22 protein-coding genes are annotated in these 24,678 nt (G+C 64.9%); 20 read left to right on the top strand and 2 right to left on the bottom strand.

Translation table 11 applies throughout. The annotated features are described in order from the left end of the window. Positions 1 to 63 precede the first annotated feature (63 nt). From miaB to BJ122_RS15010, 20 genes are all read left to right on the top strand, one after another. On the top strand, positions 64 to 1,449 hold the full coding sequence (miaB, locus tag BJ122_RS14910; RefSeq protein WP_110781991.1) for a tRNA (N6-isopentenyl adenosine(37)-C2)-methylthiotransferase MiaB: 1,386 nt from the start codon (positions 64 to 66) through the stop codon (positions 1,447 to 1,449). 4 nt (positions 1,450 to 1,453) lie between these two features. Next, on the top strand, positions 1,454 to 2,509 hold the full coding sequence (locus BJ122_RS14915) for a PhoH family protein (RefSeq protein ID WP_110781992.1): 1,056 nt from the start codon (positions 1,454 to 1,456) through the stop codon (positions 2,507 to 2,509). Between the two features lie 63 nt (positions 2,510 to 2,572). Beyond that, on the top strand, positions 2,573 to 3,076 hold the full coding sequence (gene ybeY / locus BJ122_RS14920; protein WP_110781994.1) for an rRNA maturation RNase YbeY: 504 nt from the start codon (positions 2,573 to 2,575) through the stop codon (positions 3,074 to 3,076). A gap of 2 nt (positions 3,077 to 3,078) precedes the next feature. Then, entirely contained in the window at positions 3,079 to 4,194 is a 1,116-nt protein-coding gene (locus BJ122_RS14925; RefSeq protein ID WP_110781996.1) for a hemolysin family protein, read from the top strand. Continuing rightward, positions 4,191 to 5,801 carry an apolipoprotein N-acyltransferase gene (lnt, locus tag BJ122_RS14930; protein ID WP_110781998.1) on the top strand — a complete coding sequence of 537 codons (1,611 nt, stop codon included), beginning with the start codon at positions 4,191 to 4,193 and terminating at the stop codon, positions 5,799 to 5,801. Before BJ122_RS14925 ends, lnt begins: the two co-directional genes overlap by 4 nt. A 203-nt stretch (positions 5,802 to 6,004) precedes the next feature. Continuing rightward, positions 6,005 to 6,427 (top strand): helix-turn-helix domain-containing protein, encoded by a 423-nt coding sequence (locus tag BJ122_RS14935; RefSeq protein WP_110782000.1) that lies wholly within the window; start codon positions 6,005 to 6,007, stop codon positions 6,425 to 6,427. 104 nt (positions 6,428 to 6,531) lie between these two features. Further along, complete coding sequence (gene trmB, locus BJ122_RS14940) at positions 6,532 to 7,263, top strand: tRNA (guanosine(46)-N7)-methyltransferase TrmB (protein ID WP_110782001.1); 732 nt, start codon at positions 6,532 to 6,534, stop codon at positions 7,261 to 7,263. A 260-nt stretch (positions 7,264 to 7,523) separates the two neighbouring features. Next, entirely contained in the window at positions 7,524 to 8,321 is a 798-nt protein-coding gene (gene rimP, locus BJ122_RS14945) for a ribosome maturation factor RimP (RefSeq protein WP_110782003.1), read from the top strand. A gap of 3 nt (positions 8,322 to 8,324) precedes the next feature. Next, on the top strand, positions 8,325 to 9,950 hold the full coding sequence (gene nusA, locus BJ122_RS14950; protein ID WP_110782004.1) for a transcription termination factor NusA: 1,626 nt from the start codon (positions 8,325 to 8,327) through the stop codon (positions 9,948 to 9,950). Positions 9,951 to 9,964: 14 nt separating this feature from the next. Continuing rightward, positions 9,965 to 10,711 carry an RNA-binding protein gene (locus BJ122_RS14955; protein WP_110782006.1) on the top strand — a complete coding sequence of 249 codons (747 nt, stop codon included), beginning with the start codon at positions 9,965 to 9,967 and terminating at the stop codon, positions 10,709 to 10,711. Beyond that, positions 10,704 to 13,367 (top strand): translation initiation factor IF-2, encoded by a 2,664-nt coding sequence (gene infB, locus BJ122_RS14960; protein WP_110782008.1) that lies wholly within the window; start codon positions 10,704 to 10,706, stop codon positions 13,365 to 13,367. Before BJ122_RS14955 ends, infB begins: the two co-directional genes overlap by 8 nt. Before the next feature lie 168 nt (positions 13,368 to 13,535). Further along, positions 13,536 to 13,952: a 30S ribosome-binding factor RbfA gene (rbfA, locus tag BJ122_RS14965; protein ID WP_027278735.1), complete on the top strand. Its 417-nt coding sequence runs from the start codon at positions 13,536 to 13,538 to the stop codon at positions 13,950 to 13,952. Between the two features lie 41 nt (positions 13,953 to 13,993). After that, entirely contained in the window at positions 13,994 to 15,055 is a 1,062-nt protein-coding gene (truB, locus tag BJ122_RS14970; RefSeq protein WP_245407743.1) for a tRNA pseudouridine(55) synthase TruB, read from the top strand. 2 nt (positions 15,056 to 15,057) lie between these two features. Then, positions 15,058 to 15,327, top strand: coding sequence for a 30S ribosomal protein S15 (gene rpsO, locus BJ122_RS14975; protein WP_027278733.1), 270 nt, complete (start codon positions 15,058 to 15,060; stop codon positions 15,325 to 15,327). Between the two features lie 353 nt (positions 15,328 to 15,680). Continuing rightward, positions 15,681 to 17,846 carry a polyribonucleotide nucleotidyltransferase gene (gene pnp / locus BJ122_RS14985; protein ID WP_110782011.1) on the top strand — a complete coding sequence of 722 codons (2,166 nt, stop codon included), beginning with the start codon at positions 15,681 to 15,683 and terminating at the stop codon, positions 17,844 to 17,846. Between the two features lie 174 nt (positions 17,847 to 18,020). Then, positions 18,021 to 18,518, top strand: a complete 498-nt coding sequence (locus tag BJ122_RS14990) for a Fur family transcriptional regulator (protein WP_110782013.1) — start codon at positions 18,021 to 18,023, stop codon at positions 18,516 to 18,518. Between the two features lie 33 nt (positions 18,519 to 18,551). Next, positions 18,552 to 19,505 (top strand): DMT family transporter, encoded by a 954-nt coding sequence (locus tag BJ122_RS14995; RefSeq protein ID WP_110782014.1) that lies wholly within the window; start codon positions 18,552 to 18,554, stop codon positions 19,503 to 19,505. Positions 19,506 to 19,691: 186 nt separating this feature from the next. Beyond that, on the top strand, positions 19,692 to 20,981 hold the full coding sequence (gene ispG, locus BJ122_RS15000) for a flavodoxin-dependent (E)-4-hydroxy-3-methylbut-2-enyl-diphosphate synthase (RefSeq protein WP_110782016.1): 1,290 nt from the start codon (positions 19,692 to 19,694) through the stop codon (positions 20,979 to 20,981). Positions 20,982 to 21,249: 268 nt separating this feature from the next. Continuing rightward, positions 21,250 to 22,878 (top strand): putative bifunctional diguanylate cyclase/phosphodiesterase, encoded by a 1,629-nt coding sequence (locus BJ122_RS15005; RefSeq protein ID WP_110782071.1) that lies wholly within the window; start codon positions 21,250 to 21,252, stop codon positions 22,876 to 22,878. 44 nt (positions 22,879 to 22,922) lie between these two features. After that, positions 22,923 to 23,363, top strand: a complete 441-nt coding sequence (locus BJ122_RS15010) for a BLUF domain-containing protein (protein WP_110782018.1) — start codon at positions 22,923 to 22,925, stop codon at positions 23,361 to 23,363. A gap of 33 nt (positions 23,364 to 23,396) precedes the next feature. Here BJ122_RS15010 and BJ122_RS15015 read toward each other — a convergent pair whose 3' ends face one another. Beyond that, on the bottom strand, positions 23,397 to 23,597 hold the full coding sequence (locus tag BJ122_RS15015) for a hypothetical protein (RefSeq protein ID WP_210205465.1): 201 nt from the start codon (positions 23,595 to 23,597) through the stop codon (positions 23,397 to 23,399). Between the two features lie 77 nt (positions 23,598 to 23,674). Continuing rightward, positions 23,675 to 24,604, bottom strand: a complete 930-nt coding sequence (locus BJ122_RS15020; RefSeq protein ID WP_110782021.1) for a polyprenyl synthetase family protein — start codon at positions 24,602 to 24,604, stop codon at positions 23,675 to 23,677. Positions 24,605 to 24,678: the final 74 nt, after the last annotated feature.

Consider the following 24,678-nt stretch of genomic DNA (forward strand, 5'->3'; position numbering starts at 1 on the left):
GGATTTCCCTATATTGGCTGCGGGGCGCCGGGCCGGCGCTCCCATTGAGATTGTTCAGGTTCCATGGATCAGCCGCGCAAGCTGCATATCAAGTCGTTTGGTTGCCAGATGAATGTCTATGACGCCCAGCGCATGGTCGATGCACTGGCGCCGCAGGGCTTTGTCGAGACCGCCAACGCCGATGACGCTGATCTGGTGATCCTCAACACCTGCCACATCCGCGAAAAGGCCGCCGAAAAGGTCTATTCCGAACTCGGCAAGCTGAAATTGCTCAAGCAGGACGCCGCCCAGCAGGGCCGGCGCTTCGAGATCGCGGTCGCGGGCTGCGTGGCACAGGCCGAGGGCGAGGAGATCATCCGCCGCCAGCCGGCGGTTGATGTCGTGGTCGGCCCGCAGAGCTATCACCATTTGCCGGACCTGCTGGCGCAGGCGCGCCGCGAGGGCCGCGCGCTCGAAACCGAATTTCCGGTCGAGGACAAATTCGGGCTGCTGCCGCCGCCGCAGCCGGAGGCGATCCGCGCCCGCGGCGTGTCGGCCTTCGTCACCGTGCAGGAAGGCTGCGACAAGTTCTGCAGCTTCTGCGTGGTGCCCTATACCCGCGGCGCCGAGATGTCCCGGCCGGTGGCGCAGATCATCGCCGACACCGAGCGGCTCGCCGCCCATGGCGTGCGCGAGATCACGCTGATCGGCCAGAACGTCAACGCCTATCACGGCGAGGGCCCCGACGGCCGGCCGTGGACGCTCGGCCGGCTGCTGCACCGGCTTGCGGAAATTCCGGGCGTTGCGCGGCTGCGTTATTCCACCAGCCATCCGCTCGACGTCGATGACGAGTTGATCGCCGCGCATCGCGAGCTGGCGGCGCTGATGCCGTTCGTGCATCTGCCGGTGCAGTCCGGTTCGGACACGATCCTGGCCGCCATGAACCGCCGCCACACCGCCGACGATTATCGGCGGCTGATTGACCGTTTCCGAGCGGCGTCGCCCGAAATCGCGTTTTCCTCGGATTTCATTGTTGGTTTCCCGGGTGAGAGCGAGCGCGACTTCGTTGCAACGCTCGCACTGGTCGAACAAATCGGCTACGCTGGTGCTTATTCGTTCAAATACTCGCCGAGGCCGGGCACGCCCGCGGCCGAGATGCAGGAGATGGTTGCACCCGCGGTGATGGACGAGCGATTGGAGCGGCTCCAGAGCCTGATCGATAGCCAGCAGGCGGCATTCAACACGGCGGCGATCGGAACCACCGTGGACGTGCTGTTCGAGCGCGCCGCCCGCCATCCTGGCCAGATTGTCGGCCGCACCGCCTATCTGCAGCCGGCGCATGTGATGGCCTCAGACGACATCATCGGCCAAGTGCTTCCCGTCACGATCCACAGTCTGGAACGTTACAGTCTGCTCGGCGAGCTGGCGTCCCGCCCCGCCGAGCCGAAGCCGGTCACCATCGGAGCCTGACCCTTTGGCCAAGAGCGAATCGGATTTGCCCTCGCTAGCGCCACGCCGCAAACTCGACCGCGACAGTTCGAGCCAAGCTGAAACCCAGGTGGTGGTCGCTTTTGATGATAATCGCGCGGTGTCGGCGCTGGTCGGAGCCTACGGTCAGAACCTCTCCGTGATCGAGCGTCGTCTGAGCGTGCTGGTCGACACCCGAGGCAATCACATCGCCATCGCCGGCTCGCGCGAGGGCTGCGATGCCGCGCGGCGCGTGCTGGAATCGCTGTATGCCCAGGCGCTCGAGGGCCACGATCTGACCCAGGGCGAGGTTGAGGGCGCGATCCGCGCCGTGCTGGCGCAGGGCTCGCTGTTCGAGTTCGATGCCAAGCCGGCGGCCTCGGTGTTTGAGGCGATCGCGCTGCGCAAGCGCCAGGTGCGCGCTCGCACCGCAGCGCAGGATGCCTATATCCGCGCGCTGAAGCGCCATGAGCTGGTGTTCGGCATCGGCCCGGCCGGCACTGGCAAGACCTGGCTTGCGGTGGCGCATGCCGCGCAGCTGTTCGAGCGCAAGGAAGTCGATCGCATCATCCTGTCGCGGCCGGCGGTCGAGGCTGGCGAGCGGCTCGGCTTTCTGCCGGGCGATCTGCGCGAAAAGGTCGATCCATACCTGCGCCCGATCTATGATGCTTTGTATGATCTGATGGATGCGCGCATCGTCGAGCGGGCGCTGCAATCGGGCGAAATCGAGATCGCGCCGCTGGCGTTCATGCGCGGGCGCACGCTGACCAATGCCGCGATCATCCTCGATGAGGCGCAGAACACCACCTCGATGCAGATGAAGATGTTTCTGACGCGACTGGGGGAAAACAGCAGGATGATCATCACCGGCGATCCCAGCCAGGTCGACCTGCCGAACGGTCAGACCTCGGGGCTTGCCGAAGCGATGCGGCTGCTGGCCGGGGTCGAGGGCATCGCCCAGGTTACGTTCACCGCGTCAGATGTGATCCGTCATGAACTGGTGGCACGAATCGTTGCTGCCTATGAAGCGGCACCGTCACGGCCGGCGCCGGGCCGCGTGTGATGACACAGGCCCGGCGACGGGCGCGGCCGCGTGCGCGCCGCCCGTAAAGGATTGTCCAGATCGATGAGTTTGGTTTTGCCTGAGATTGATATTCTTGTTGTTGCCGATTGCTGGCAGTCGGAGCATGCGCCTGAGCAGGTGGTGCAAAATGCCATCGAGGCCGCCGCCGCGAGCGTCGAGGCCGATACCGCCGGCGCCGAGCTGGCGGTGATGCTGACCGATGACGCCGGCATTCAGACCCTGAACGCCAATTGGCGCGGTTTCGACAAGCCGACCAATGTGCTGTCGTTTCCAGCGTGGCAGCCGACCGGCAAGCTGCCCGAGGGCGCGCCGCGCATGCTGGGCGATATCGCCATTGCCTATCAGACCACGCGCCGCGAGGCTGACGAGGAAGGCAAGCTGTTCGACCATCATCTCAGCCATCTCGCGGTGCACGGCTTTCTGCATCTGATCGGCTACGACCACGAGACCGACGCCGACGCGGACGCGATGGAAGAGTTGGAACGTCACATTTTGTCCCGGCTCGGCGTGCCGGACCCCTACGCCAATCAGGACCAGGTGAACTGACAATGCCGGACCCCGAGCCAGGCCAGGATAGTTCAGCGAGCAGCACCACTCTGCCGACCGTTGTGCATCATGGCGACGTAATGCGCCCTGCCAGCGACAGCTGGCTGATCCGTGCGATCCGAACGCTGTTCGGCTGGAAGCACGGGTCGGTGCGCGAAGACATTCAGGTGGTGCTGGACGCTTCGCCCGCCGACGAAGCCGGCCTGTCGACGATCGAGCGCACCATGCTGCGCAACATCCTCGATCTCAACGAGCGCCGCATCGCGGACGTCATGGTGCATCGCGCCGATATCGTCGCGGTGCGTAGCGATGTCTCGCTGGGCGAACTGATCGGGCTGTTCGAGCGCGCGCCGCATTCGCGTCTGGTGGTCTACAACGAGACCCTCGATGACCCGATCGGCATGGTGCATATCCGCGATCTGCTGGGCTACATGACCGCCAAGGCCAAGGTCGAGCTGGTGCCCAATGGCAAGCGCAAGAAGCTGCCGCCGGCCGGCCTCGATCTGCGTCAGGTCGATCTGGCGCAATCGCTGCTCGACGCCAACATCGTGCGCAAACTGTTGTATGTGCCGCCCTCGATGCGCGCCATCGATCTGCTGGCGCAGATGCAAGCCTCGCGCATTCACCTTGCTCTGGTGGTCGACGAGTATGGCGGCACCGACGGCCTGGTGTCGATCGAAGACATCGTCGAGCAGATCGTCGGCGAGATCGACGACGAGCACGACAGCGACGAGCCGCCCTCGATCGTCAAACAGCCCGACAATTCCTTCATTGCCGATGCCCGCGCCAGCTTGGATGATGTCCGTACTTTAATCGGCGAGGATTTCGTGATCGGCGAAGCCGGCGAGGACGTCGAGACGCTCGGCGGTTACCTCGTGACCCATGTCGGCCGGCTGCCGGTGCGCGGCGAGATCATTTCCGGCCCGGGCAATTTCGAGATCGAAGTGCTCGACGCCGATCCGCGCCGCGTCAAACGGTTGCGCATCGCGCAGCGCAAGGAGCGGGCCGCAGCGCGCGGCCGCGACGCTCGGCGCCGTGATGCCGCAGAGCCCGCCGCCGTGCCGATAGAACCCGCCACCAGCCCACCGCCCAGCGACGACGGAGCCAAGCCGCAGTGAAGCTGCTCAAGGTCTATTGCAGCCTCGGATCATCAATCATTTTGGCTTGGGGCTGGAAGCGCGCACTGATCGCGCTGTTGGCCGGTGCGTTGTCGGTGCTGGCGATGGCGCCGTTCAACGCCTGGCCGGTGTTGTTCATCACTTTCCCGGTGGTCGTCTGGCTGATCGACGGCGCCGGTGCCGGCAAATGGCATGGCGTTCCCGCCGCCGCCTGGGCCGGCTGGTGGTTCGGCTTCGGCTATTTCGTGCCGGGCCTGTATTGGATCGGCCACGCATTCCTGGTCGATGCTGACACTTTCGGTTGGCTGCTGCCGGTCGCGGTCAGCGGCTTGCCGGCCTATCTGGCGCTGTTCACGGCGCTGGGGTTTGCGCTGGCGCGGCTGCTCTGGACCAGAGACAGCTACCGCGTGCTGGCTTTGGCGATCAGCCTGACCGCCAGTGAGTGGCTGCGTGGCCATCTGTTCACTGGCTTTCCCTGGAATGCGTTCGGTTACGCGCTGACCGAGCCGCTGGCGCTGGCGCAGAGCGCGTCGGTGTTCGGCCTGTGGGGCCTGACGTTCCTGAGCGTGGCGATCTTCGCCAGCCCCGCGGTGTTGATCGATGATCGCGACAAAACCGATCGGCGCTGGCTCGCGCCCGCAGCGGCGCTGCTGACTCTGGCGCTGCTGATGGCGTTCGGTGTGGTGCGGCTTGCGACCTCGACGCCGGCGCAGGTCGCCGGTGTCAAGTTGCGCATCATGCAACCCAATCTGCAGCAGGACGTGCGCTTCAATTATTCGGCCAAGCCGCAGGTCATGCGGAAATATCTGGCGCTGTCGGATCGCTCCACCGGGCCAAGCAGCACCGGCGTGCGCGACGCCACCATTCTGATCTGGCCGGAGTCGGCGTTCCCGTTTTTTCTGACGCGCGAAGCCGATGCGATGGCGCAGATCGCAGAGCTGTTGCCGCGCGGCACCGTTCTGATCACCGGTTCAGTGCGTGCGCCCGAAGTGCCGCCGGGCACGCGCATCACGCGCGCCTATAACTCAATTTACGTCATCGACCATGATGGCTCGGTGCTTTCTGTATATGACAAACTACACTTGGTGCCGTTCGGTGAGTTTCTGCCGTTCCAGAATTTGATGGAGAAGCTCGGATTTGAGCAGCTCACCAAGATGCGCGGCGGCTTCATTGCTGGTGATCGTCGTCGTGCGTTGGAAGTGCCGCGTGCGCCTAGCGCACTTCCGTTGATCTGTTACGAAGCGGTGTTTCCCGATGAGATCGCGCGCGATGATCGCGCGGCGTGGATGATCAATCTGACCAATGATGCTTGGTTCGGAATCAGCTCAGGCCCCTATCAGCATCTGCAGCAAACAAAGGTGCGTGCGATCGAACAGGGCTTACCTGTAGTTCGCGCAGCGAACAGTGGCATCTCCGCAGTAATCGATCCGTACGGACGAATCACTTCGCAGCTCGCGCTCGGTGTTGAAGGTGTTGTTGATTCGCTGCTGCCTGCGGCAATACAGCCCACGTTTTACGCGCGTTTCGGCAATATCCCGGCGCAAATCATCATCGCAGTCGTGCTCATCATTGTGCTGCGTCGTCGCGTCTTGAGTGGGCATCGATAAGCTGAGCGATGTGTCGGTGATAAGTATATATGCGAAGCATACAACAATGCGCGCGATCATCTGATCTACGCAGTTGAAGATTGCAGAAATTAACCGCATTTCCGATTCCGGTGGAAACACGTATTTGACGGGTTGAGTAGTTAGGGCGTATGCCACTCAGCAAGACGAGTGGTTCACGACAGTTTTTTTGAGGAGTTCATATCATGTCAACGAAAGCGCCCAATCCTGTTGACAAATACGTCGGCAGCCGGGTGCGCATGCGCCGCATCATGCTCGGCATGAGTCAGGAGAAGCTCGGTGAAGCGCTCGGCCTGACCTTCCAGCAGGTGCAAAAATACGAGAAGGGCACCAATCGTGTTGGCGCTAGCCGCATCCAGCAGATCGCTGAAATCCTGCAAGTGCCGGTGTCGTTCTTGTTCGAGGGCAGCCCCGGTTCGAATGCCAAGGGTGAGGGTTTCGGCGAAGCCGCGTCGCCGGCCTATGTTTCGGACTTCCTCGCGACGTCCGAAGGTCTCGCTCTGACCCGTGCCTTTACGCGCATCAGCGACTCCAAGCTTCGCCGCAGCATCGTCGATCTGGTCGAACAGATTGCCGAACGTGAGGCGGGCGCGCAGGACAAGCGATAACAGAGATCGCGAAGGCGCCGGCGTCCTGCTATGGTCAGGAAGCCGCGTTAGGGAGGTCGGGGGCGCGGCGTGCCGTGTCCACCAGCCTGCCTCGAAGTGAAATCATGTCTTCTGACGATCTCGTTGATCAAACCGCCGCACCGGCGGAGCCGGGCGCGCGCCGGCATGGCGCGTTCTTCGGGCGGCGCAAGGGCCATAAGCTCCGCGCCCATCAGGCTGACCTCATTGCGCAGCTGTTGCCGACCTTGTCGTTTGATCTGACGGGACCCGCGCCCGCCAGTCTCTCAGCGCTGTTTGGCGGCAGCGTCAGCGGCGTCAAACTCGAGATCGGGTTCGGCGGCGGCGAGCATTTGATCGCGGAAGCCGAGGCTGATCCGGCGACAGGCTTCATCGGCTGCGAGCCTTACGTCAACGGCATGGCCAAGATTCTGGCGCAGATCGAAGCGCGCGGGCTCCGCAATATTCGCCTGGTGGCCGGCGATGCCGCCGAATTGCTGGCCTGGGCGCCGCCAGCGTCGCTGCAGCGCATCGATCTGATCCATCCCGATCCGTGGCCGAAGCGGCGGCACTGGAAGCGTCGCTTTGTGCAGGACGCCACAGTGGCGGCGATGGCGCGCGTGCTGATGCCGGGCGGCGCGTTCCGCTTTGTGTGCGATATCGACGATTACTCGGCCTGGACGCTGGCGCATCTGCTGCGCTCTGACGATTTCGTCTGGACCGCCGAGCGCTGTAGCGACTGGATGCAGCCTTTTCCCGGCTACACCATGACCCGCTATGGCCGCAAAGCGCAGCGCGAGGGCCGGCAGGCCGCCTATCTGCATTTTCGGCGGGTCTGAACCCCGTTTGCGGCGGTGCCGGGGTCGGCGCCGCTGCGACCAAGTGGCGAGCGGTATAATAAGCCCGCTGGGCGGCGGCGCGGCCCTTGCCGCGCCTCGTTAGATGCGTTATATGTAATTCGTACGTTACAATCTCATACGCATCGTATTGAGAGTGGGCCCCTCCGGACCCGCTCTTTTTTATTACCCGCGCCAGCCCCGAGATCGGTTCGGCGCCGGGGGCTCGAACCGCCGTGCAGGCCGCGCCTGCGTGAAAGCCGATGTCCGACCGATTGACCGAGACTGAGACCGAAAACGAGCCGATCGCCGAGCTGCTCGATGAGCCGCGCCTGGTGGTGGAGCCGGGTGTCGCTGCGCGCGTGGCCGCGGTGGCCGCGCCGGTGCTGCAGGGCATGGGCTATCGCCTGGTGCGTATCAAGGTGTCCGGCGAAGCCGGTTGCACCGTGCAGATCATGGCCGAGCGGCCGGATGGCACCATGCTGATCGATGATTGCGAGGCGGTGTCGCGCGCGCTGTCGCCGGTGCTCGATGTCGCCGATCCGATCGAGCGCGCCTATCGGCTGGAAATTTCCTCGCCGGGCATCGATCGGCCGCTGGTGCGCCGCTCCGATTTCGAGCGTTATTCCGGGCATCTGGTCAAGATCGAGATGGCGGTGCCGCATCAGGGCCGCAAACGGTTCCGCGGGCTGCTCGACGGCGTCGAGGGCGATGCGGTGCGGCTGCAGCGCGATGATGTGCGCGAGGGCGATGAGCCGCTGGTGCTGCTCACCATGGAAGACATCGGCGATGCGCGGCTGGTGCTGACCGACGAGCTGATCGCCGAATCGATGCGCCGCGGCAAGGCCGCCGAGCGCGAACTGCGCCAGCAATTGGGTTTGGAGCCGCCGCCTCCGCCGCACGCCCGGAAGAGCGATCCGGCCAAGAGCCAGGCGCCGCGCCCGAAGGCGAAACCGAAATCCGCGCCGGCGAAGAAACCGCTGCCGGCGAACACCAAGGCCCATCGCCTTGCCGCGCAAAGCTCGCGGCGCGGCGAGATCGACCCCCCTGAAGGAGACTGAGCCATGGCCGCTGTCAGCGCCAACCGACTCGAACTGCTGCAGATCGCCGACGCCGTCGCGCGCGAAAAAACGATCGACCGCGGCATCGTGATCGCGGCGATGGAGGATGCGATCGCCAAGGCGGCGCGCGCCCGCTACGGCTCGGAAACCGATATTCACGCCGAGATTCATCCCAAGACCGGCCAGCTCCAGCTCACCCGCCACATGCTGGTGGTGGAGAATGTCGAGAATGCCGCCAACCAGATCTCGCTGACCGACGCGCAGCGCGCCAATCCGGGCGCGCAGATCGGCGACACCATCGCCGACACGCTGCCGCCTTTGGAATATGGCCGCATCGCCGCGCAGTCGGCCAAGCAGGTGATCGTGCAGAAGGTGCGCGAGGCCGAGCGCGACCGGCAGTATCAGGAATTCAAGGATCGCATCGGTGACATCGTCAACGGCGTGGTCAAGCGCGTCGAATATGGCAGCGTGATCGTCGATCTCGGCCGCGGCGAAGCGATCGTGCGCCGCGACGAAATGCTGCCGCGCGAAGTGTTCCGCAACGGCGACCGCATCCGCGCCTATATCTTTGACGTGCGCCGCGAGACCCGCGGCCCGCAGATCTTCCTGTCGCGCACCCATCCGCAGTTCATGGCCAAGCTGTTCGCGCAGGAAGTGCCGGAAATCTATGACGGCATCGTCGAGATCAAGGCGGTGGCCCGCGATCCGGGCTCGCGCGCCAAGATCGGCGTGGTGTCGCGCGACTCGTCGGTCGATCCGGTCGGCGCCTGCGTCGGTATGCGTGGTTCGCGCGTGCAGGCCGTGGTGAACGAGCTGCAGGGCGAAAAGATCGACATCATTCCGTGGTCGCCGGACATCGCCACCTTCGTGGTCAACGCGCTGGCGCCGGCGGAAGTGTCCAAGGTGGTGATCGACGAAGATCGTGAACGGATCGAGGTTGTCGTTCCGGACACCAATAACCAGTTGTCTCTTGCGATCGGCCGCCGCGGCCAGAATGTCCGCCTGGCGTCGCAGCTCACCGGCTGGGACATCGACATTCTGACCGAGAGCGAGGAATCCGAACGCCGTCAGGCCGATTTCGAGAATTCGACCCGGGTGTTCATGGAAGCGCTCAACGTCGACGAAGTGGTCGGGCAGTTGCTGGCGTCGGAAGGCTTTACCTCGGTTGAGGAACTGGCGCTGGTCGATGTGCGTGAATTGGCGTCGATCGAAGGTTTTGACGAGGACACCGCCAACGAGCTGCAGAGCCGCGCCCGTGAATATCTGGAACAGCTCGAGGCCGAGCTGGAAGCCAAGCGCAAGGAACTCGGCGTCGACGACGATATGAAGAACGTGCCGGGCGTGACCTTGAAGATGATGGTCAAGTTCGGCGAGAACGACATCAAGAGCGTCGAAGATCTGGCCGGCTGCGCCACCGACGATCTGGTCGGCTGGACCGAGCGCAAGGACGGCACCGGCGAGCCGGTCAAGCATGCCGGCGTGCTCGATGCCAACGAGATGTCGCGTGCCGATGCCGAAGCGTTGATCATGCAGGCCCGCGTCAAGGCCGGCTGGATCACCGAAGAGGAACTGGCCAAGGAAGCCGAACAGGATGAAGAACAGGATTCTTCGTCCGGCGCGGCAGCATAAGAGGTGTCTACGGCATGCATGCCAGCGCTGACCCCGCAGCTCTCGATCGCGGACCACGGGCCATCCGGCCCGGGGCGGAGCGGACGTGCGCGGTCACGCGGCAAGTGCGGCCGGTTGAAGAACTGATTCGGTTCGTACTGGCGCCCACCGGCGAGGTGGTGCCAGACCTGAAGCGGAAGCTGCCCGGGCGCGGGCTGTGGCTGTCGGCGTCGCGCTCCGCGGTCGAAACAGCGGCGCGCCGCCGTGTTTTCGCCAAAGGTTTCAAGTGTAACGTCCAGGTTCCGCCCGATCTGGCCGACCAAATCGACGCGCTGTTGCGGCGGTCATTGGTCGATGCGCTGGCGATGGCGGGCAAGGCCGGTCAGGTGGTGGCCGGCTTCACCAAGGTCGAGTCGGCACTGGCCGCGGGCCAGGCGGTGGCGCTGATCCATGCCGCCGATGGCGCCCCCGATGGCATCCGCAAGCTCAATGCACTCGCCCGGAGCGGTGACGGTGCTGCGAGCTGTTCGCGTGCTCTGCCGGTCGTGAGATTTCTCTCTTCGACTGATTTGGATTTGGCACTCGGGCGGACAAATGTGATACATGCTGCGCTTCTCGAAGGCGCGGCTGGCAAAACCTTCCTGTCGCGCAGTCAGCTATTGATGCAATACCGGCTGGCGGACGACAGCACCGCGGATAGCAATTCCACGGCGAATGAACCCCACGTCGAGGACGGTGTGGCAACGCACCGCGTAACGAGATTAGGACCGCTGAATGGTTGATACGAAGAATCCTGGCGACAAGACTTTGAGCGTCAGCCCGAGCAAGACCTTGACGCTGAAGCCGCGCGTCGAGCAGGGCACGGTGCGCCAGAGTTTCAGCCACGGCCGTAGCAAGCAGGTGGTGGTCGAAAAACGTGGCAAGCGTCGTGTCGGCGGCGAAGGTCCGGCCGAGACGCCCGCCGCGCATGAGCCGGTGGTGGCCAAGCCCACTCCGCCGCCCAGCAACAATCGCCCGCAGCGTTCGGGATCGTCGCCGCGCTCCGGCTCGGGTGTGGTGCTGCGCACCCTGACCGAGGACGAGCGCACCGCGCGCGCCACCGCGCTGGCCGATGCCCGCGTCCGCGAGGAAGAGGAGCGCCGCGCCGCTGAGGTCGAGGCTGCTCGCCGCAAGATCGAAGAAGCCAAGGCGCAGGTTGAGCGTGAGGCCGCTGAAGCTCGCCGTAAGGCTGAGGAAGAGCGCCATCGCCACGAGGAAGAAGCCAAGCGCAAGGCCGAACAGGAAGCCAAGCGTCGCTTCGGTGAAGACGAGGCCAAGAAGCCAGCCACCGCTGCCCCGGGCAAGCCGGTGTCGTCGGCGTCGGCCCCGGCCGCCAAGAGCACGACCCCGGCGTCCCGTCCGGCGGGCGGCGCTCCGGTGCGCCCCGCTGGGGCCCGTCCCGCAGAAGCTGCCGATGAAGAAGAGGCGCCGCGCCAGGTGCGCCGCGGTCCGGGCGGACGTCCGGCCACGCCGCCGAAGCCGCAGGTGACCAAGCCCGGTGCATCGAAGCAGCGCGGTCGCCTGACCGTTGTGACCGCTCTCACCGCCGATGACGTGCGCGAGCGGTCGATCGCCTCGTTCCGCCGCCGTACCCAGCGGCTGAAGGGCGGCGCATCGCACGAACCGAAAGAAAAACTGGTGCGCGAAGTTATCGTTCCCGAAGCCATTACCATCCAGGAACTCGCCAACCGCATGTCGGAACGTGCGGTCGACGTGATCCGGATGCTGATGAAGCAGGGCGCGATGCATAAGATCACCGACGTGATCGATGCCGACACCGCGCAGCTGATCGCCGAAGAACTGGGCCACACCGTCAAGCGCGTCGCCGATTCCGACGTGGAAGAAGGTCTGTTCGACGTCGTCGACGATTCCACCGACACCGAGCCGCGTTCGCCGGTGGTGACCGTGATGGGCCACGTCGACCACGGCAAGACCTCGCTGCTCGACGCGCTGCGCCACGCCAATGTGGTGTCCGGCGAAGCCGGCGGCATCACCCAGCATATCGGCGCCTATCAGGTGACCGCGCCGGAAACCGGCACCAAGATCACCTTCATCGACACCCCCGGCCACGCCGCGTTCACCGCGATGCGTGCCCGCGGCGCCAAGGTCACCGACATCGTGGTGCTGGTGGTCGCGGCGGATGACGGCGTGATGCCGCAGACCGTCGAAGCGATCAATCACGCCCGCGCCGCCGGTGTGCCGATCATCGTGGCGATCAATAAGATCGATAAGCCGGAAGCCAAGCCGGAGCGCGTGCGCACCGAGCTGCTGCAGTACAATGTTCAGGTCGAAGCGATGGGCGGCGACGTGGTCGACGTCGAAGTGTCGGCCAAGAACAGGGTCAATCTCGACAAGCTGCTCGAGATGATCGCGCTGCAGGCGGAAATCCTCGATCTCAAGACCAATGCCACCCGTCCGGCCGAAGGTACCGTGATCGAAGCCAAGCTCGATCGCGGCCGTGGTCCGGTGGCGACCGTGCTGGTTCAGCGCGGCACGCTGCGGGTTGGCGACATCATCGTGGCCGGCGCCGAAATGGGCCGCGTGCGCGCGCTGATCTCCGATCAGGGCGACACCGTGGAAGAAGCCGGTCCGTCGGTTCCGGTCGAGGTGCTCGGCTTCAACGGCCCGCCGGAAGCCGGCGATCGGCTCGCGGTGGTCGAGAACGAAGCCCGTGCCCGTCAGGTCACCAGCTATCGTGCGCATAAGAAGCGCGAGAAGGCGGCGCAGGTCACCGGCATGCGCGGCTCGCTCGAGCAGATGATGAGCCAGCTCAAGACCGCGGGCCGCAAGGAATTCCCGCTGATCATCAAGGCCGACGTGCAGGGCTCGCTGGAAGCGATCCTCGGCTCGCTGGAAAAGCTCGGCACCGACGAGGTCACCGCGCGCATCCTGCATGCCGGCGTCGGTGGCATCAGCGAGAGCGACGTCACGCTGGCGGAAGGCTTCAATGCGGCGATCATCGGCTTCTCGGTGCGCGCCAACAAGGAAGCGGCCGCCGCAGCCAAGCGCAACGGCATCGAAATTCGCTACTACAACATCATCTACGACCTGGTGGATGACGTGAAGAAGGCGATGAGCGGCCTGCTGGCGCCGACGCTGCGCGAAACCATGCTCGGCAACGCGCAGATCCTGGAGATCTTCAACATCTCCAAGGTCGGCAAGGTGGCCGGTTGCCGCGTCACCGATGGCACCGTGGAACGCGGCGCCAACGTTCGGTTGATCCGCGACAACGTCGTGGTGCACGAAGGCAAGCTCTCGACCTTGAAGCGTTTCAAGGACGAGGTGAAGGAAGTGCAGTCCGGTCAGGAATGCGGCATGGCGTTTGAGAGCTATAGCGACATGCGGGCCGGCGACGTGATCGAGTGCTATCGCGTGGAGACGATCCAGCGCTCGCTGTAAGTCCAATTCTTGCAGCCGAGCAAAGATCGACGCAGACGAAGTGGCCGGACATGGTCCGGCCACTGGCGTGCTGTTCGTTGATACCAAAGACGTGAACCCTGCAACGTGCCGGTCCCGGCCGCGCGCCATGCGCGCTGCGGCCTCGGCGCATCAAGAGGCTTTGAGACGATGACACGTCATCACCGCAGCAACACCGGACCGGACGCCTCGCAGCGGCAATTGCGGGTGGGCGAGAGCGTGCGCCACGCGATCGCTGAAATCCTGGCCCAGGGCGGCGTCCATGATCCGGTCTTGGAAGGCCATTTGATCACGGTGCCCGAAGTGCGGATGTCGCCGGACCTGAAGCTGGCGACCATCTATGTGATGCCGCTCGGCGGCCGCGACACCGAGATCGTGCTCAAGGCTCTGGAGCATCACAAGAAATTCCTGCGCGGCGAGATCTCGCACCGCGTCAATCTGAAATACGCGCCAGACATCCGCTTCCGGCTCGACGAGCGATTCGACGAGGCCGAGCGCATCGACAAGCTGCTGCGGACCCCCGCGGTGCAACGAGACCTCAAGCAGAATTCGGACGACGAAGAATGACCATCAGCCTTGCCGCCAGCGCCATCGAGGCGCCCCACGACATGCCGCCCGCCGCCGAATGCAATCCTGCTGATGAGCCGCGCGCGCCGCGCGACAACAATGATCCGCGCAACAAGCAGGGCAAGGGCCGCCGCAATGACCAGCCGCGCCGCGACAAGCGCGACGTCCATGGCTGGGTGGTGCTCGACAAGCCGATCGGCATGACCTCGACCCACGCGGTCGCGGTGGTGAAGCGGCTGTTCTCGGCCAAGCGCGCCGGCCATGCCGGCACCCTCGATCCGCTTGCGACCGGCGGCCTGCCGATCGCGATGGGCGAGGCCACCAAAACCGTGCCGTTCGTGATGGACGGCCGCAAGCGCTATCGGTTCACCGTTGCCTGGGGCGAGGAGCGCGACACCGACGATACCGAGGGCCGCGTCACCGCGACCAGCGACCAGCGCCCGACCGCCGAGGCGATCATGGCGCTGCTGCCGCGCTTCACCGGCGTGATCGAACAGCTGCCGCCGCAATATTCGGCGATCAAGATCAATGGCGAGCGCGCCTATGACCTCGCGCGCGACGGCGAGGTGGTGGCGCTGACCCCGCGTCCGGTCGAGATCCACGAGCTGGTGCTGGTCGAGCACGGCGACAACGGCCTGTCGACCTTCGAAGCCGAGTGCGGCAAGGGCACCTATGTCCGCGCGCTGGCCCGCGATTTCGGCCGGCTGCTCGGCTGCTACGGCCATATTTGCGCGCTGCGCCGCACCCTGGTTGGCCCGTTCGACGAGGCGGACATGATTCCGCTGGCAGAACTGGAGGCTTTGTGTAATAGAGCGGCGTCTGGCGAGGGCAACCTCGCCGACGCGCTTTTGCCCGTTGAGACCGCGCTGGACGACATCCCGGCACTGGCCGTCACACGGGCTGATGCGGCAAGGCTCCATCGGGGCCAGGCCGTTGTGTTGCGCGGACGGGATGCGCCCATCTGTAGCGGTACGGTGTATGTCACAGTGGCAGGCCGACTTCTGGCTCTCGCCGAAGTTGGCAATGGCGAACTGATCCCCAAGCGTGTGTTCAATCTGACCGGGCTGACCGCCAGTCCGGTACGCAAGGAAGAAGGTTACTGACGATGTCGATTACCGCCGAACGTAAAGCGGAAGTCATCAAGAACAACGCCCTCAAGGCCGGTGACACTGGTTCGCCGGAGGTTCAGGTCGCGATCCTGTCGGAACGCATCGCCAACCTCACCACCCACTTCAAGACCCACGGCAAGGACAATCACTCCCGCCGCGGCCTGCTGAAGCTGGTGTCGACCCGGCGTTCGCTGCTGGACTACATCAAGAAGAAGGACGAGGCGCGCTACAAGGCGCTGCTCGAAAAGCACAACATTCGTCGCTAAGCATAATGCGCGCGCGTTGAGCGCGCGCTTTTGCGTATGGCCCGGGGGCTCGCCTCTCGGGATGTCCCGGGGACCATACGTCGATCGCCACCAGGCTATCCAGCCTCGGCGATGCCCAGCAGCACTCCGGCGGCTGGGCGATGGCGGGCGAGGTGTCCGCCGCGCGGGTTAAGCCATGGAAGGCTGGCCCGCAGCCATCGGGAGGATGAACGCCATCCGACTCATGAAGACCATGGCAGGATCGCGGGACGCTGACGCCGCTAGCGCGGTGTGGCAGCGTCCCGCCATCTTGCGCATGGTTTTCTGGGTTTGGGCGTTCGTGCCTTTCGTGCAATCCATGAAAGAGATACGCAATGTTCAACGTTCATTCCGTCGAGATCGATTGGGGCGGGCGTCCGCTCAAGCTTGAGACCGGCAAGATCGCCCGGCAGGCTGACGGCGCCGTCGTCGCCACCTATGGCGAGACCGTGGTGCTCGCCACCGTCGTGGCCGCCAAGGACGCCCGTGACGGCGTCGACTTCCTGCCGCTGACCGTCGACTATCAGGAAAAGGCCTATGCGGCCGGCCGCATCCCGGGCGGTTACTTCAAGCGTGAAGGCCGTCCGAGCGAGAAGGAGACCCTGGTCTCCCGTCTGATCGACCGTCCGATCCGTCCGCTGTTCGCCGATGGCTGGCGCAACGAGACCCAGGTGATCGTGACCGTGCTGTCGCACGACATGGAAAACGATCCCGACGTGCTGGCGATGGTCGCCGCTTCGGCTGCGCTGACCCTGTCCGGCGCCCCGTTCAAGGGCCCGATCGGCGCCGCCCGTGTCGGCTTCATCAACGACGAATACGTGCTCAACCCGGTGCTCGACGAGATGGCCGAGACCCAGCTTGAGCTGGTGGTCGCCGGCACCTCGGACGCCGTGCTGATGGTGGAATCGGAAGCCAAGGAGCTGTCCGAAGAAATCATGCTCGGCGCCGTGATGTTCGGTCATCGCCACTTCCAGCCGGTGATCAACGCGATCATCGAGCTTGCCGAGAAGGCCGCCAAGGAGCCGCGCGAAGTCGCCGCGACCGACAACAGCGCCCTGGAAAAGGAAATGCTCGGCCTGGTCGAGCAGGAGCTGCGCGCCGCTTACGCCATCCCGGTGAAGCAGGAGCGTTATGCCGCGGTCGGCGCCGTCAAGGACAAGGTGATGGCGCACTACTTCCCGGAAGGGCAGGAGCCGCAATACGACAAGATCCGCGTCGCCGACGTCTTCAAGGAACTTGAAGCCAAGATCGTGCGCTGGAACATCCTCGACACCGGCAAGCGCATCGACGGCCGCGACGTCAAGACCGTGCGCAACATTCTGGCCGAGGTCGGCGTGCTGCCGCGCGCCCACGGTTCGGCGCTGTTCACCCGCGGTGAAACCCAGGCGATGGTCGTGACCACGCTCGGCACCGGCGAAGACGAGCAGTATGTCGACTCGCTGTCGGGAACGTACAAAGAGACGTTCATGCTGCACTACAACTTCCCGCCCTACTCGGTGGGTGAGACCGGCCGGCTCGGCGGCACCAAGCGCCGCGAAATCGGCCATGGCAAGCTGGCCTGGCGTGCGATCCATCCGGTGCTGCCGCCGCATCATGAGTTCCCGTACACGCTGCGCGTGGTCTCCGAGATCACCGAGTCGAACGGCTCGTCCTCGATGGCTTCGGTGTGCGGCGCCTCGCTGGCGCTGATGGACGCGGGCGTGCCGCTGAAGCGTCCGACCGCCGGCATCGCCATGGGTCTGATCCTGGAAGGCGAGCGCTACGCGGTGCTGAGCGACATTCTCGGCGACGAGGATCACCTCGGCGACATGGACTTCAAGGTGGCCGGTACTGAGCAGGGCATCACCTCGCTGCAGATGGACATCAAGATCGCCGGCATCACCGAAGAGATCATGAAGGTGGCGCTCGGCCAGGCCAAGGATGGCCGTATCCACATCCTCGGCGAAATGTCCAAGGCGCTCACCAACGCCCGCGCTGAGCTCGGCGAATACGCGCCGCGCATCGAGACCTTCAAGATCGCCACCGACAAGATCCGCGAAGTGATCGGCACCGGCGGCAAGGTGATCCGCGAGATCGTCGAAAAGACCGGCGCCAAGATCAACATCGAGGACGACGGCACCGTGAAGGTCGCCTCCAGCGACGGCGAGTCGATCAAGGCCGCCATCAAGTGGATCAAGTCGATCGCTTCCGATCCGGAAATCGGCCAGATCTACGAAGGCACCGTGGTCAAGGTGATGGAGTTCGGCGCGTTCGTGAACTTCTTCGGCGCCAAGGATGGTCTGGTGCATATCAGCCAGCTCGCCGCCGGCCGCGTGCAGAAGACCTCGGACGTCGTCAAGGAAGGCGACAAGGTCAAGGTCAAGCTGCTCGGCTTCGACGATCGCGGCAAGACCCGGCTGTCGATGAAGGTGGTCGATCAGGCCACCGGCGAAGACATCGAGGCCAAGCTGAAGGCGGAAGCCGAGAAGGCCAAGGCCGAAGGCGCCCCCGCGGCCGAGTAAATTATCGCGTCCCTGACGCGCGTGATCAAAGGGCGGCCGCAGGGCCGCCCTTTTTGTTGCGTGGTGACTTGTTGCGCGGTGACCGTTTTCCGAGGCACGGAACCGGGCCGTGAAACACCGACAACGCGACGCGGGGGATGGGCGAACCGCGATCGACAGGTTAGATGTGAGGGCATGACCGACGTTCACCCGACCTTTCCTGCGCCGGATCACGATCACGCCCGCTGTGCCGCCGAGGCCTTGCTGCGCGCCGAGCAGACCTGCCTGCGCCGCGGCCAGAATTTTACGCCGATCCGCCGCCAGGTGCTGCAAGCGCTGCTCGGCAGCCATCGCCCGCTCGGCGCCTATGAGATCATCGAACAATTGGCCGCGCAGATCGCGCGGCCGGCGCCGATCACCGTGTATCGCGCGCTGGAATTTCTGATGCAGAATGGGCTGGTACATCGCATCGAAAGCCGCAACGCGTTCCTGGCCTGCGCGCATCGCCATGACGAATGCGGCAATGTCGCGTTTTTGATCTGCGAGCGCTGCGGATCAGTCGGGGAGTTGGTGATCGGCACGCTGGCCGCCAATCTCAAGGAGTCGGCCCGGCTCGCCGGCTTTGCCGCCACCATGACGGTGATCGAGATCACCGGCATCTGTTCCAACTGCCAAACTCAAGCTCAAACTTAGCCCGCACCGACACCGCCCAACGCCGGAGGCGCGATGAGTTCCGATTCACCGATCGCCTATTCGTCCGGCCGGCCGATGACGCTCAGCGCCATCGCCCTGATGCTGCTGTGCTGCCTGAGCTGGGGTTTTAATCAGATCGCGGTCAAGCTGGTGCTGCCGGAGGTGCCGCCGCTGCTGCAGGCCACCATTCGCTCCTCGGGCGCGCTGGTGGTGATCATGCTGGTGGCCTTGAGCCGCCGCGTCGATCTGTTCAAGCGCGACGGCACGCTGAAAGCCGGGCTGTTGGCCGGGGTGCTGTTCGCTCTGGAATTCGTGCTGATCTATCGCGGCCTGTTGCTGACCACCGCCTCGCGCGCCGTGGTGTTTCTCTACACCGCGCCGTTCTTCGTGGCGCTCGGCTCCTACCGGCTGCTCGGCGAGCGGCTGCGGCCGCTGCAATGGGCCGGGCTCGGGCTCAGTTTCGCCGGTGTGGCCCTGGCGATCGGGGTGCCGCAGCCCGATGTCGATCGCTCGGTGCTGCTCGGCGATCTGATGCTGGTCGGCGGCGGCGCGCTATGGGCGGCCACCACCATGATCGTCAAAACCACCGCGCTCGGCCGCGCCCCGGCCGAAAAAGGGCTCGGCTATCAGGTCGCGGTGTCGATCCCGATCCTGGGCGCGGCGGCCTGGCTGACCGGCGAGACCGTTCCGGCGATGCCGGGCGCGCTGTCGCTGGCGCTATTGGCCTATCAGGCGGTCTGGGTGGTCGGGCTGACCTTCCTGCTGTGGTTCGCGCTGGTGAAGACCTATTCGGCGAGCACGCTGTCGTCGTTCACCTTCATCACCCCGCTGTTCGGGGTTGCCGCCGGCTATCTGGTGCTGAACGAGCCGCTCAGCCCGGCGTTCGGGGCGGCGGCGCTGTTGGTGATCGCCGGGCTCTATCTGGTCAACAAGCCGCCGCGCCGGCAGCCGCGCCGCGGCCCGCCCGCGCCGGATCTGCCGGCGTGATCCGAGAGGGGCATGGCCGTGATGGAACTCGCGGCAACTTTGCGCGTGATCACATTCGGGTTCCAGATCTGGCGCTATTTGTGAGGTTAGCCCATCTGCTTCGGCATGCCACCCTTGATCGGGCATCACTACGTGCGCCGATTGATCGATTGCTGACTGTCATCAAAACCTGATATTTGAGCGCCCATGAACAAGCTCGAGAATCCGCTGCAGAACGATATCGCTGGCCCGGCGCCGCGGCATCGCACCACCCAGGTCATGGTCGGCAACGTCGCCGTCGGCGGGGGGGCTCCGATCGTCGTGCAGTCGATGACCAACACCGACACCGCCGACGTACAAGGCACCGTCGACCAGATCATTCGGCTGGCCAATACCGGCTCGGAACTGGTGCGCATCACGGTCGACCGCGAGGAAGCTGCCGCCGCCGTGCCGCATATCCGCGACGGCCTGCGCAAGCGCGGTGTCACCGTGCCGCTGATCGGCGATTTCCATTACATCGGCCACAAGCTGCTGGCGGAATACCCGGCCTGTGCCGAGGCGCTCGACAAATACCGGATCAATCCGGGCAATGTCGGCTTCAAGGACAAGCGTGACAGCCAGTTCGCCGACATCGTCGAAATCGCCATCAAGAACAATAAGGCGGTGCGGATCGGCGCCAATTGGGGCTCGCTCGACCAGGAGCTTCTGACCAAGCTCATGGAAGAAAACGCCAATTCGGCGACGCCGCGCGATGCCCGCGCCGTGACCCGCGAGGCGATGGTGCAGTCGGCGCTGCTGTCGGCGGCGCGGGCCGAGGAAATCGGCCTGCCCAAGAACAAGATGGTGCTGTCGGCCAAGGTGTCCTCGGTGCAGGACCTGATCGCGGTCTATCAGGACCTCGCCTCCCGCTCCGATTACGCCATCCATCTCGGCCTGACCGAGGCCGGTATGGGCTCCAAGGGCATCGTCGCGTCAGCGGCGGCGCTCGGCATCCTGCTGCAGCAGGGCATCGGCGACACCATCCGCATTTCGCTGACCCCGGAACCGGGCGGTGATCGCACCCTGGAAGTGCAGGTCGCTCAGGAACTGCTGCAGACCATGGGTTTTCGCACCTTCGTGCCGCTGGTGGCCGCCTGCCCCGGCTGCGGCCGCACCACCTCGACCACCTTCCAGGAGCTGGCGCGCTCGATTCAGGATTTCATCCGGACCGAGATGCCGGAGTGGCGCAGCCGTTATCCGGGCGTCGAAAACCTGCACGTCGCGGTGATGGGCTGCATCGTCAACGGCCCCGGCGAGAGCAAGCACGCCAATATCGGCATCTCGCTGCCCGGCACCGGCGAAACCCCGGCGGCGCCGGTGTTCGTCGATGGCCAGAAGGTCAAGACGCTGCGCGGCCCGACCATTGCCACCGAATTCAAGGCGATGGTGATCGACTATATCGAAAAGCGTTACGGCCAGGGCGCCGGCTCTTCGGAAGCGGTGACCGCGGCGGAGTAATCCTCCCCTCGGCGAGGTTAAGCGACGACGCCGAGGCGGTTTCGCTTCGGCGTCGTTTTGCTATCCGGATCAAGCGGATCGGGTGCAGCTCCCTCAGACGCGACGCCTTTGCCAAGTGGCGCCCGCTTTGCTGAACCGCCGTGAGGTAACCGATTATTCACTGTGCCGCGCCGCCAGCCGGTGATTTCACCGTTTGGCAAGGTTCGAAATTCACCCTGGACGCATGTCTAGTCGTGCAATGGCGCCACGTACCGCGCCCGCCGAAACCATGCGGTACCCCCACGAACTGCCGCCCCAGCGGCGGCAGGCAGTTGCTGACTTAGCTCTCGACACCTTTCTGGAAATGGGCCGCGCCGCGGCGATCGTCGGCACCCATGGCGAATTGCGGCTCGTCAACGACGCTTTCACCGAGCTGTTCGGCGGCGTCGATGGCCTGACTGCGCGGCTGGCCAAAATCAATGCCGATGTCGCGGCCTCGGGCGGGCGCTTGATCCATGAAGTGACGCTGCCCGATGGCCGCACCGTCGGCCTGGAAGTGACGCCGCTCGAACAGGGCTGTCTGATCACCGGCTTCGATATCAGCCGCCGCCAGCAGCGCCGCGCGCGCGAAGCGCAGCTGGCCCGCACCGATGATCTCACCCAGCTCGGCAACCGGCTCTTGTTCCAGGAACAGCTCGCGGAACGATTGGCCGAGCCGGGCCACGCCTACCCGCCGGCGCTGCTGACCATCGATCTTGGTCGCTTCAAGGCACTGAACGAAACGCTCGGCCGCAAGACCGGCGATGCGCTGCTGCGGCTGGTGGCGAAGCGGATCTGTTCGGCGCTGGCCGATCATGACGTGATCGCCCGGCTGGAAGGCGACAAATTCGCGGTGCTGCAACTCGGCCAGCCGCAGCCGCAGGGCTCGGCGGCGCTGGCGGCGCGGCTGATCGATCTGCTCGGCCGCGCCTATCTGGTCGATGGCCAATTGATCAACATCTCGGCCTGCGCCGGCATCGTGGTCGTCACGCCGGACATGATCGATGTCGAGCAGGTGATGAGCAGTGCCGATCTGGCGCTGAGCCGCGCCAAAAGCGACGGCCAGGGCAGCTATCGGTTCTTTGAAGCGGCGATGGACGAAAAGATGCGGTCCTGCCGCAAGCTCGAGATCGATCTGCGGCGGGCGCTGTCGCTGCGCGAATTCTCGCTGGTCTATCAGCCGCAGGTCAGCCTGCACACCAGCGCTGTCAGCGGCTTTGAAGCGCTGCTGCGCTGGCAATGTCCGACCCGCGGCGCGGTGTCGCCGCTCGATTTCATCCCGCTCGCCGAACAGACCGGCGTGATCACCTCGATCGGCGAATGGGTGCTGCGCACCGCCTGCCGCGAGGCCGCAAGCTGGCCCAATGACCACAGCATTGCCGTCAACGTTTCCGGCGTGCAGTTCGCCCATCCCAATCTGGTCAAGGTGGTGATGTCGGCGCTGGCGGAAAGCGGGCTGGCGCCGCAGCGGCTTGAACTGGAAATCACCGAAAGCGTGATGCTCGACGATCAGGGCCAATCGCTGACCGTACTCAACAATCTGCGCTCGCTCGGCGTGCGCATGGCGCTCGACGATTTCGGCACCGGCTATTCGTCGCTCGGCTATCTGCGTCGCTTCAGCTTTGACAAGATCAAGATCGACCAGAGTTTTGTGCGCGGCACGGCCCATGATCCGGCCGGACAGGCGATCGTGCGCGCGATCTCGTCGCTCGGCCAGAGCCTCGGCATGAAGACCGTCGCGGAAGGCGTTGAAACCCGCGAGCAGTTCGATCGCGTCGTCGCCGATGGTTGCACCGATGTGCAGGGCTATTTGATCAGCCGGCCGCTCCCCGCCGGCCAGATTGCGAGTTTTCTCGATGACGGCATCCCGCAGCTTTAGCGTTCTCGCCCGAAGGCATTCTCCCTAACCGCCGGGTTATCACCATGTCGACGCTGTACCGTCTGGTCTATCTCAGCAAAAACCGCATCAGCGGCGGCGCGGCCCATGTCGCGGCTGAAGTGCAATCGATTCTGGCCGCCGCGCAGCGCAACAATCCGCCGCTTGAACTCACCGGCGCGTTGATCTTCAACGCCGGCATGTTCGCCCAGGTGCTGGAAGGCCCCTGCAGCGCCATCGAATCCACCTTTGAGAAGATTCAGCAGGACCCGCGCCACGGCGACCTCGAAGTGCTCGCCTATTACCAGACCACCGAGCGCGCGTTCCATCATTGGTCGATGGGCTATTTCGGCCAGTCGCGCCAGGGCCAGGATCTATTCGGCCATCTCGCCAAGGTTACCGGCTTCAACACCGATGGTCTGGAAGGCACGCGGTTGTTCGAGATCATTCGCGACATCGCGCTCGAGGAAGAAACCCGCGCCGCCTGAGCCTTGCCGGTTCGCGTCAAGACAACGCGGCCATTAAGCTCGGATCGCGCTGCGACGGATGTGGGCCACGCCGCAGCGCGCCATCATCGCGAATGCCAGCAGCAGATACAGCGCCGCAAACACGTCCCAGCCGATCAACAGCCGGGTCGGCAGGTTGAGCGAGGCCGGCAATAGCAACAAGGTCGCGACACCGACGCCGAACGCGACGAAGGTGCGCGACCTTGCATAGATCACCCGCAGCAGAGTTGGCAGTTTGCGAAGACGCCGGAGGTGAGGGGCCTCGGTTTCCGGCGTCGTCATGTCGCTGTTGATCAGCTCTTACGCTCGGCGACGAACCGGGCGGCGGCGCGCAGCACGTCACCCTTGTCACCAAACGGCGCCAGCGCCTGGTCGGCGCGCGCCAGCAGATCGCGGATCCGCTGCTTGGCGCCATCGACGCCGAGCTGGGTGACGAAGGTGGTCTTGCCGAGCGCGGCGTCGGCGCCGGCCGGCTTGCCGAGCGCTTCCGCGTCGCCTTCGACGTCGAGCAGGTCGTCGGCGATCTGGAACGCTTCGCCGAGCGCGCGGCCAAAATCGTCGAGCGCGGCATAATGCTGCTGCGAGGCTTGGCCCAAAATGGCGCCGGCGATGCAGCCATAGCGCAGTAAGGCGCCGGTCTTCATCTGCTGCAAGCGGGCGACGTCAACCGGCTCGCGGTCGCCGAACCGGCCTTCACCGGCAAGATCGAGCATCTGGCCGCCGACCATGCCGCCGAGGCCCGAGGCCCGCGCCAGCGCGCGCGTCAGCAGCAGCCGCACTGTCGGGTCGGCATGGACTTCGTCGCGGCTGATGATGTCGAACGCCAGCGTCAGCAGCGCGTCGCCGGCCAGGATCGCGGTGGCGTCGTCATAGGCCTTGTGCAGCGTCGGGCGGCCGCGGCGCAGATCGCTGTTGTCCATCGCCGGTAGATCGTCATGGATCAGCGAATAGCAATGGATGCACTCCAGCGCGGCGCCGACCAGCAAGGCCGCTTCGCGCGGCACGCCGAACACCGCGGCGCTTTCCACCGCCAGGAACGGCCGCAGCCGCTTGCCGCCGCCGAGCGTCGAATAGCGGATCGCTTCCATCAGCCGGCGCGGCCGGGTGATCTCATCCGCAAGCACATCGTCGGACAAAAGCCGGGCGAGCAGCGCCTCGATATCATCAGCGGTCTGGTCGAGACGCTGGGCGAATTCAGTGGGGGACGTGCACGTCGTCGTCATCGATAGATAGCTCCGGAGCGAAATTCGCCGGGACAATCCGCCATGCGCCGTGCTTCGTCAATTGCGGCGGCGGC

This window comes from Rhodopseudomonas faecalis (genome assembly GCF_003217325.1).
Taxonomy (GTDB): Bacteria; Pseudomonadota; Alphaproteobacteria; order Rhizobiales; family Xanthobacteraceae; genus Rhodopseudomonas; species Rhodopseudomonas faecalis.

Coding starts and splice junctions, on each gene's coding strand:
- miaB (WP_110781991.1), top strand. CDS start 64: ATGGATCAGCCGCGCAAGCTGCATATCAAGTCGTTTGGTTGCCAGATG.
- ybeY (WP_110781994.1), top strand. CDS start 2,573: ATGAGTTTGGTTTTGCCTGAGATTGATATTCTTGTTGTTGCCGATTGC.
- BJ122_RS14925 (WP_110781996.1), top strand. CDS start 3,079: ATGCCGGACCCCGAGCCAGGCCAGGATAGTTCAGCGAGCAGCACCACT.
- BJ122_RS14935 (WP_110782000.1), top strand. CDS start 6,005: ATGTCAACGAAAGCGCCCAATCCTGTTGACAAATACGTCGGCAGCCGG.
- trmB (WP_110782001.1), top strand. CDS start 6,532: ATGTCTTCTGACGATCTCGTTGATCAAACCGCCGCACCGGCGGAGCCG.
- rimP (WP_110782003.1), top strand. CDS start 7,524: ATGTCCGACCGATTGACCGAGACTGAGACCGAAAACGAGCCGATCGCC.
- nusA (WP_110782004.1), top strand. CDS start 8,325: ATGGCCGCTGTCAGCGCCAACCGACTCGAACTGCTGCAGATCGCCGAC.
- BJ122_RS14955 (WP_110782006.1), top strand. CDS start 9,965: ATGCATGCCAGCGCTGACCCCGCAGCTCTCGATCGCGGACCACGGGCC.
- infB (WP_110782008.1), top strand. CDS start 10,704: ATGGTTGATACGAAGAATCCTGGCGACAAGACTTTGAGCGTCAGCCCG.
- rbfA (WP_027278735.1), top strand. CDS start 13,536: ATGACACGTCATCACCGCAGCAACACCGGACCGGACGCCTCGCAGCGG.
- truB (WP_245407743.1), top strand. CDS start 13,994: ATGCCGCCCGCCGCCGAATGCAATCCTGCTGATGAGCCGCGCGCGCCG.
- rpsO (WP_027278733.1), top strand. CDS start 15,058: ATGTCGATTACCGCCGAACGTAAAGCGGAAGTCATCAAGAACAACGCC.
- pnp (WP_110782011.1), top strand. CDS start 15,681: ATGTTCAACGTTCATTCCGTCGAGATCGATTGGGGCGGGCGTCCGCTC.
- BJ122_RS14990 (WP_110782013.1), top strand. CDS start 18,021: ATGACCGACGTTCACCCGACCTTTCCTGCGCCGGATCACGATCACGCC.
- BJ122_RS14995 (WP_110782014.1), top strand. CDS start 18,552: ATGAGTTCCGATTCACCGATCGCCTATTCGTCCGGCCGGCCGATGACG.
- ispG (WP_110782016.1), top strand. CDS start 19,692: ATGAACAAGCTCGAGAATCCGCTGCAGAACGATATCGCTGGCCCGGCG.
- BJ122_RS15005 (WP_110782071.1), top strand. CDS start 21,250: ATGCGGTACCCCCACGAACTGCCGCCCCAGCGGCGGCAGGCAGTTGCT.
- BJ122_RS15010 (WP_110782018.1), top strand. CDS start 22,923: ATGTCGACGCTGTACCGTCTGGTCTATCTCAGCAAAAACCGCATCAGC.
- BJ122_RS15020 (WP_110782021.1), bottom strand. CDS start 24,604: ATGACGACGACGTGCACGTCCCCCACTGAATTCGCCCAGCGTCTCGAC.